Below are 6,272 nucleotides of genomic sequence, written 5' to 3' on the forward strand. Positions count from 1 at the left end.
TTTAACGACAAACTTTATGCATGGATCTGTACAAGATTTTCCATATGTAAACTTAAAGCGTGTATTGGCATTGAACGCTATTAGCAAACTTTATAGCAATACTTTGATGGCTTTTCGTCTCCATACCAGTTGGTAATACAGTCCTTGTAAAATACATAAGCTAACAAAGGCCAAGGCATAGGCATACCAAATACCTTTTAAGCCCCACCATTCACTGAATAGGTAGGCACACGGCACTTCAATGCAAATAATGGCCATAATATTAATAATCATCGGCACGGTCACCGTTCCGCTAGCCCGCATAATGGAAGCAAAAATAGCACTGGCACCAAAAAATAAAATCGACCAAAGCACAATGAACAGTAATTCTTGACCGAGAACCACAACTTCAGGGTCTGTAATAAATAGCGCCATTAAATATTTAGAGAATAAATAGCCCAATGCCACCAAGATGCCAGTAATAATGAAATTCATCCCGATGGCCGTACGTTTCACGCGATTAATTAGTTCAGATTGACCCGAACCGATGGCTTGCGCGGCAAAAATAGAAGCTGCAATCGCGATGGACAAGGCCGGGAATTGGATATAGTTCAAAACCTGATTGACCGCGCCATATGCAGCAGTGGCATCAGCACCATGGCGGTTAACTAAACCGACAATCACGAGACCGGCCACAGAGGTCGTGACCATCTGTATACCCGTAGGAATGCCTAGTTTTAAGATAATTTTGCTGAGATCATGTTGATGGCGAATATGACGAATCAACTCGAAGTCGAGTTTGAGCGGGTGATCTTTCTTTTTTAAATAGAAATATAAAAATACCAAGGCAATTAAAAAGCCGATATGACTGGCAATGGCAGGGGCAATAATACCTAAACTTGGAAATCCAAATTTTCCGGCAATCAGCACGGGTGTAATGATCAGCCCTGAACCAATGGTCATACCTGACGCAATCAGCGGTGTTGTACTGTCACCGACCCCACGCAAAATCGAGGTGTAAATAATATAAATAAAGAGTAGTGGACTACCCGCAAGCATCCATTGCACATAAGGCAAAGATAAATGCATCACGTCAGGGGCTGTGCCTAAGGCCAATAAAATGGGCTTGGCAAATATAACCCCTAAAAAGGCAATAATGCTGCCACCAATCAAGGTCATAAAAAGGGTGGAACCCACCACAGTACGAACTTTTTCAAGATTCTGCGCGCCCCAAGCTTGCCCCACCAACACGGTTGCACCTGCCGAGAGTCCAATCACAAAAGCCATTAAACAGAACAAGATCGGGAAAAATACCGCAACGGCTGCAATGGCATGCACCCCAAGCATCTGACCGACAAAAACGGTGTTAATGGTCCCAGATAAATTCTGCAAAATATTGGTGGCGATCAAAGGCACCAGAAAAACTAAAAACGTTTTCCATAAATTTTGCTGAGTAACGAGGGACTGTTGTTTTGACATGCTCAGGTCCTAGACGCGGCTTTTTATGATTTTAAGTTACTGATAACACTATCATGTTGGCATTCAAAAAAGCCTTAGTTTTTGAGTAACCAAGGCTTCATTATTTCTACATGTCTGTTTTAAAAAAACGTTTGGGCAGATACGGCTTTAAACCGCGGAGAGAATCTCTGCAGCTTGATCTAAGGTGGCATCTTGTTTGGCAAAACAGAAGCGTAATAATCGTAAATTTTCCGGCGGTTTTTGATAGAACACTGAGACAGGAATCGCCACGATTTTATGTTGCTCTGCCAACAACTGACACATTTCCACATCGCTTAAATCTGGGCGTATGGCACTGTAATCAAGGTTTTGGAAATAGGTACCTGCGGACGGAATCAACTCAAATTTAGAGTGGCTTAAGCCCGCATTGAAACGGTCACGCTTGGCTTGGTAAAAATCGGCCAATTCAGCAATGTGCTCAGGATGTTCTGCCATAAAGTTAGCCAATGCCATTTGTACGGGCGTAACACCGCAGAAATTTGCAAATTGATAGATTTGGCGAAACACTTGCATCAAGGCTGGCGCTGCAATGCAATAACCAGTTTTCCACCCTGTGACATGAAAAGTTTTACCAAATGAACCCACGACAAAACTACGTTCACGCAGCTCAGGAAATGACAAAGCAGATAGATGCTGACGACCATCAAAAATTAAATGCTCATAGACCTCATCCGACAGCACAATAATATTTTTATCTCGAATCAGTTCGATCAAGTTGAGCCAGTCCTCACGATCCCAAATAGCACCTGTTGGATTATGCGGTGTATTGACAATAATCATCCGGGTTTTATGGTTAATCGCAGCGGCAACACGATTCCAATCCACAGTAAAATGGGGCGTCTCTAAGGCAATGTGAATGGGATGAGCCCCAACCAATTTTACACTGGGCGCATAACTGTCATAGCTCGGATCAAAAATAATCACTTCGTCACCCGCATGAACCACGGCTTGAATGGCACTAAAAATACCAATGGTTGCACCCGGGGTAATGGTCACTTCGGTGTGAGGGTCAATATTTAATTGGTCTCGATGGGCAAACAGTTGGACCAATTGCTCACGTAAATGCATCAGTCCATCGCCGGGTGCATATTGGTTAAAACCCTGTTGCGTCGCATCACTTAGCGCATTTAACAGCGCTGGAGGTGCAGGAAAATCAGGAAAACCTTGAGATAAATTCAGTGCATTTAGACGCTGCGCCATTGCGCTCATGACGCTAAAAATAGTCACACCTTGTGCAGGCAGTTTGGATTCAATTGTGATCATGGAGCTTAAAATTTTTAATAGGTTGCATTTTGAGTGTAGCAGCATCTCAGCGGCTGCGAAAAGTTAGATCAGCAAAATTGATCCAGTATTGACGTTCCTATTCTCTTGAATCCTAAAGTGATGCAAAAGCCAAAAAGAAGAATTCAACAATTTACTTACAAAACAAGGTGGACGAAAAAATAATCATTTTCTAAAATACGAAGTTTATAAAAAATATTTTCCTTATAACAATGCTTAAAAATATTCACGCCATGGTGGAAAACTTTGGCTTTAGCGTACAGAAACGTGCGCTACATATTCATTTTTCAAATGAATCATTAAACACAGAAGTTTTTATTCAACGGATTGAGGGTCAACACCGTATCAATCAAGGCTTTCGTGCGGAAATTATTTGTCTCTCGACCAATGCTCATCTGGCTTTAAAGCAGTTTATCGGTGGCCGAGTGGCTGTCGATCAAGTGACAGATTTGGGACAACTCAGTCGCCTGACTGGTGTAATTACGGGGGCTAGCCAAGGTCAAAGTGATGGTGCACTGACCGTTTATAAACTGGTGATTGAGGATGCCACAGCGCTCTGGCATAAGCGTCGTAACAGCCGTGTCTTTATGAATAAATCGGTACGGGAGATGACCGAGATTATTTTTAGTGAATGGCAGAAAAAAAGCACATTATTTGCCGCGAGCTTGAGCCTCAACATGGATGGATTGACTCGAAACTATGATGTTCGACCATTTACTATGCAAGCCAATGAGAGTGACTACGAATTTCTGACTCGACTGTGGCGCAGTGAAGGGATCAATTGGTTAATTGATGAAGCGGAGTTATTTGTCGCATTTTCGGCTGCACCGATGCAAGCACAGAGGCTGCGTTTAATTGATACGAATCAGGCTTATAGTGCTTTAGAGCGGAAAAAAATTCGCTTTCATCGGAGTCATGCCACGGAACGTTTGGACACGATTACCAGTTTTGTGGCAGAACGCTTTTTACAATCGACCACGATTCAAACGCAGCGTTGGCAAGCTCAACAATTGGCACAAGACCAAAGTAATCCGCTCTTAAGTGCCCATGCACAGAGTGAGCAACAGCATAATGAAACCTTAAGTTTAGAGCAGGCGTGGACCGTAAGTTCGGCTTGGACAACTGACCTTAAAGGTGCAGATCAGGCGACCACTTCAAATACACAGCAATTGGATCAGTTGAATCGGCAACTCAATCAATATCAGGAATTACAAGCCAAATATTTTACCGCCAGCAGTAGCGTAAGGGATGCACAAGTTGGGTATTGGTTTGAATTAGAAAATCATCCTGAAATCGATCAACATCAAACGACAGATCGTGAATTTCTCATATTGGGCAAAGCATTTTATAACCAGAATAATTTACCCAAAGATATTTTGGTTCAATTAGAAAAGTTACTTGCGGCGAGCCGTTGGCTATCTTTAGGGGATGAACGGCAGGCCAATGAGTTGTATGTGGTCCGTCGGCAAATTTCCGTGGTGCCTGAATATGATCCTTTATTACACCGGCCACCTGCGTTTCCACAGCGGGCTAAAGTGGTCGGTCCAGAAGGTGAAAGTATTTATGTCGATGCTTGGGGGCGTATCAAAGTTCGTTTTACGTTTACCCGTAGCGATGACCACAGTCATGATGGCGGAGCAGGGAGTAATGATAATGACAGTGACTCGGCTTGGGTTGATGTACTGACCCCATGGGCAGGTGAAGGTTATGGCGCACGTTTTCATCCTCGTATTGGCGAGATCGTGGTCATCGACTTTTTTGAGGGCGATGTGGATCGACCCTTTGTAGTAGGACGAATACATGAGGCTGAGCGCTCTCAGACCATGTTTGATCTCAAAGGTCAGCTTCCTGAAACCAAAAAGCTCAGTGGTATCCGTTCGCAGGAAGTTGCGGGAGCAGGCTTTAACCAACTACGCTTTGATGACACGACGGGGCAGATCAGTACCCAATTACAGAGTAGTCATGGAAATAGCCAGTTAAATTTAGGAAACCTTAGTCACTCAAAAGAAAACGATACAAGTGAAGGTAGAGGCGCTGGGTTTGAATTAAGGAGTGATTTAGCTGGTGCAATACGCAGTAAAGGGCTATATATATCTACATATGAACAACCCAAAGCTGAAAAAAATCAATTAGAAATTAAAGATGCAATTGATCAACTTTCTGAAAGTTTATCAGAGATGCAAATACTTTCTGAGTATGCTGAAAAGCAAAAGGCTGAGCCTGCTGATATGCTTCAAAATATTGAAATTTATATAAAAAAAATTGAAGAGCAATGGCTTGAATTAAATGCAATGAAAGAAGCTTTTATGTTGATAGCTTCACCTGAAAGTATAGGAATGCTTGCAGGGAAAAATATTCATCTAAATGCATTAGATAGTTTAACAATCGGTAGCGGAAAATCAATAAACTTAAGTAGTAGTGAAAATCTTATTTTAAATGCTAAAAAGAAAGCTAGTTTTTTTGTTGGTGAAGATGATTTAAAAGTTTATACAGCCAAAGGAAAGATGGATGTACAAGTCCAAGATAATACGATGGATTTATCCTCAAGGTTGGACTTAACCATTACATCTTCTGAAGGGAAAGTGGAAATAAACAGCCCAAATGAAATAGTTTTGAAGGCAAAAAACAGTGCTATTAAAATTGATGGTAATGGAGTCACTATTATTACTCCTCAAACATTTACATCAAAAGCAAGTCAACATATTTTCACAACGGGTGTATCTGTAACTCCTAAATTGCCAATTTTTCCAAATAATATTTGTTGGGAATGTCTTGCTCGTAGATCCTCTCAAAGAGGTGCATTTGTAAATAAAGGGGACGGGTTGTAAATGATAGATAATCAAATTAATATTTTATTTAAGACATTTGAAAAATATCCTTTAGAAGATATAGGGTTAAATATATATGCACTTGCAGATGCAGCACAAGACAAGAAGTTTTTAACTAAATTAAATAATTTAAGAATGAAATGTTTATTAAAGGAAGCAAGTGGTGATAAAGCGCGAGAAATCTCTCCTCATTTAATTACATTACCAAAAGACTTTGAAAGTATAGAGTGGAGTTGGATTTCAAAAAATATTTCAGGTACTCCTAAAATGACAATTATAATTAGTAAACTTTCTTTTGAGGAGTTATATGATCATTTACGTAGTTTCCTGGAGGTTAAATTTGAAGGTGGGCTTGAAATGATACTAGCTTTTTGGGATCCATTAATACTGGCAACATTAATTGGTAATGAGAAAGATAAAACTTTATATGTTAATGGACCAGTATTTGATTATGAGCAAGCTTCAGTTTTATTGGAACCTATTCAAAGTTGGTGGTACTGGGATAGATTAGGCAAGTTACAGGTTTTATTTGGTTTAAATAAGTCTCCATTAAAAAGTAAACATGTATTCTTTTCCGAATAGGTTTGATACTTTCTCAACCCATTGCTCTATTTTGTCAGCTGCCATGACTTGAAAATCTCGCCAATAATATTTCATCTGCTTCCA

The 6,272-nt window shown here is 40.7% G+C and carries 3 protein-coding genes and 2 pseudogenes; 2 read left to right on the forward strand and 3 right to left on the reverse strand.

The genetic code is table 11. The features are described 5' to 3' along the window. Positions 1 to 90: 90 nt before the first annotated feature. Positions 91 to 1,458, reverse strand: coding sequence for an MATE family efflux transporter (locus FTT85_RS12110; RefSeq protein ID WP_180035133.1), 1,368 nt, complete (start codon positions 1,456 to 1,458; stop codon positions 91 to 93). Positions 1,459 to 1,605: 147 nt separating this feature from the next. After that, positions 1,606 to 2,760, reverse strand: a complete 1,155-nt coding sequence (locus tag FTT85_RS12115; RefSeq protein WP_180039774.1) for a methionine aminotransferase — start codon at positions 2,758 to 2,760, stop codon at positions 1,606 to 1,608. A gap of 230 nt (positions 2,761 to 2,990) precedes the next feature. Between FTT85_RS12115 and FTT85_RS12120 the strand changes: the two genes are divergently transcribed. Beyond that, positions 2,991 to 5,606, forward strand: coding sequence for a type VI secretion system Vgr family protein (locus FTT85_RS12120; RefSeq protein ID WP_180039772.1), 2,616 nt, complete (start codon positions 2,991 to 2,993; stop codon positions 5,604 to 5,606). Continuing rightward, positions 5,607 to 6,149 (forward strand): annotated as a pseudogene (locus FTT85_RS12125) (DUF4123 domain-containing protein); the annotation flags it as partial. 6 nt (positions 6,150 to 6,155) lie between these two features. On the opposite strand, the pseudogene FTT85_RS12130 reads toward FTT85_RS12125, so the two are convergent. Next, positions 6,156 to 6,272: pseudogene (locus FTT85_RS12130) on the reverse strand (transposase); the annotation flags it as partial.

It is taken from the genome of Acinetobacter sp. YH01020 (genome assembly GCF_013420275.1).
GTDB classification, from domain to species: domain Bacteria; phylum Pseudomonadota; class Gammaproteobacteria; order Pseudomonadales; family Moraxellaceae; genus Acinetobacter; species Acinetobacter amyesii.